Raw genomic sequence first — 2,454 nt, 5'->3', positions numbered from 1 at the left:
CACATCAGGCTTTTCAAGCTCGTCGATACTGCTTCCCCAGGTATGAAATTCTAGTGAACCCATCTGCACTTCAGATATTAACCCGGTGATATTCTCAATATAGAAGTAATCCTCTGTTTCCCCACTGCTGGTAGTAATGGGAATTGTGATAACTCCTTTACTGCCCGCACCAGGATGCTTCTTATAGAAGCATGTCTGGGATATGCCTTTTGGACAGCGTACAAGGCTGAGAATCCTATGACTCACATACGGCAGCATACGCTCCGAAATCTTTTCATAATACCGAACCACATCTGCTTTGGTGATTACAGGTTCCTCAAACATCACTTTATCCGGATTACTAATTTTTATTCCTTCGATAATAATGCTGTTTGCATTTACTTCCATTGGCTTCTCCACTTCTTGTTTGGAGTATTGTGGTGGTGTTTCATCCTCCGATTTTTCCATTTTTATATCCATAGGATCCTTATCTGTACGAATACCTTTGAAGCTTGCTTGCCTTAATAGATTCTCTTTTGTCCATTCGGCAAATTTGATTTCTGCTACCAGTTCAGGTTCTAGCCATGTAATATTTTCGTTGGACTTAGGACTAGGTGAAATTTTGAAAGCCGAATCCATCCTCTTTATGTTCTCAAATTTTTTCTCAAGTGTTTTCATATCCGACTCGCTTAACCCGGTACCGGCACGTCCTGCAAAGACCAATTCCCCATCTTCATAGAAACCAAGGAGAAGGGAACTTATCCCCCATGCTTTTTTGTCAGAAAGTGTATATCCTCCGATGACAAATTCCTGCCTGTAATCACATTTGAGTTTAATCCAGTCACCATTCCTGGTTCCGCTGTAGACGGAATCTGCTTTTTTGCCTACAATCCCTTCCATACCTGCCTCACAGGCTACTGCAAAACTTTCCTTTCCGATTCCTTTGACATAGCGGCTGTAGTAGAGGTTTTTGGGGGCATCTTTCATCAAAGTTTCAAGCATTTCTTTTCTCTTAATCAAAGGGTATTGTCGAAGATCCTCACCATCAAGTGCAAGAAGATCAAAAACAATATAGGTCAGATTTTGGGCCTTGGGGTTTTTCATGTAGTTCTGGAGGGCTTGAAAATCGGTCTTACCCGATGGGTCAATAACTGCCATTTCTCCATCAAGCACCATCGCCCTTCCCTTTGCAAGGTCAACAAGTGAAGTGGCAACATCATGAAACCGCATCATATAATCATTACCGTTTCTGGTGATTAGACGTACACTGTTTCCTTCCACAAACGCAATAATCCTATAGCCGTCATATTTTAACTCAAAGAGCCAATCTTCACCCTCAGGTACCATATGAACTAATTTGGCGAGCTGAGCATCTACCATACTGAAGGGGTTCTTTATCATTTTTTCATCTTCCCCTTCTTCAATTTCCTTCATGGTTCGTCCAGTTCTGATACTGGTGTTAAATTCGGATATCCCATCCGCATTTTTAACATACTCATCTTTTTCTTTCAATAAAAGCCAGTTATCCTTTGCCTCTCCGGCCTTTGCTTTCAACCGGACCAAGGCCCACTTCCCTTTGAGCCGTTTTCCTTTTATAACAAATTTGAGCATACCTTCACGGAGCCCTTCTTCTACATTCCCTTGAGGTTCCCAGAATCCTTCATCCCATAGCATGACTACTCCACCGCCGTATTCCCCTTTGGGAATAGTCCCCTCAAAGTTCCTATATTCCAAAGGATGGTCTTCCACCTGTACAGCAAGTCTCTTATCATGTGTATTATAGGAGGGACCCTTGGGTACCGCCCAACTAAGAAGAACTTCATTCCATTCCAATCGCAAATCATAGTGTTCTTTGCGGGCCATATGGTGCTGAACGACAAATCTCAGACTTTCTTCAGAATCTTCTGTTTTTCCTTCTGGCTCTAAGGTTTTTTCAAAGTTCCTTTTTTGGTTGTACTCGTTTAGTTTTGCAGTCATAAATTACGCCGTTTCCTTGTCTTTCTGAGCTTTCTCAACACTAGCTTTGAGAGCCTCCATGAGGTCGATTACTTTGCCTGCACTTTCAGGTTCTGCAGCGACAACCTCCTTACCAGAAATTTTTGTCTCAATAAGGCCACGTAGTCTCTCCTGGTATTCGTCTTTATATTTTGATGGATCAAAAGGCGTATCCATCGAATTGATCAATAATTTTGCCATATTAAACTCCTGCTCGTTTACATCAGGCTTCGTATACTGTTTTTGAAGCGCTTTGATGTCATCGCCATAAAACATCGTGGAAATAAGGATTCCGTCCTCTCTGGGGATAATCGCCATTAATGTATCCTTTGTGCCCATAACAGTCTTGCCAATGGCAATCTTTTGTTCCGCCATCAATGCTGATCGGAGCAATTCGAAGGCTTTTTCACCCCCTGCCTCAGGTACAGCCTGATAGGTCTTCTCATAGTAGACGGGTGAAATCTGGTTTAATTGTGCAAA

General features: G+C 42.3%; 2 protein-coding genes. Both read right to left on the bottom strand.

Annotation, left to right across the window (positions count from 1 at the left end):
- Nucleotides 1-1,956, bottom strand: a 1,956-nt coding sequence (gene ligD / locus RTP52_RS04700; protein WP_312369522.1) for a DNA ligase D, incomplete at its 3' end; no start/stop codon positions are given.
- A 3-nt stretch (nt 1,957-1,959) separates the two neighbouring features.
- On the bottom strand, nt 1,960-2,454 hold a 495-nt coding region (gene ku, locus RTP52_RS04695; protein WP_312369521.1), incomplete at its 5' end, for a non-homologous end joining protein Ku.

Origin of the sequence: Lachnoclostridium sp. (genome assembly GCF_031997925.1) — a bacterium.
Classification (GTDB): Bacteria; Bacillota; Clostridia; order Lachnospirales; family Lachnospiraceae; genus Lachnoclostridium.
The sequence above is the reverse complement of the archived record's forward strand: the minus strand, read 5'-3'. Positions and strand labels throughout refer to the sequence as shown.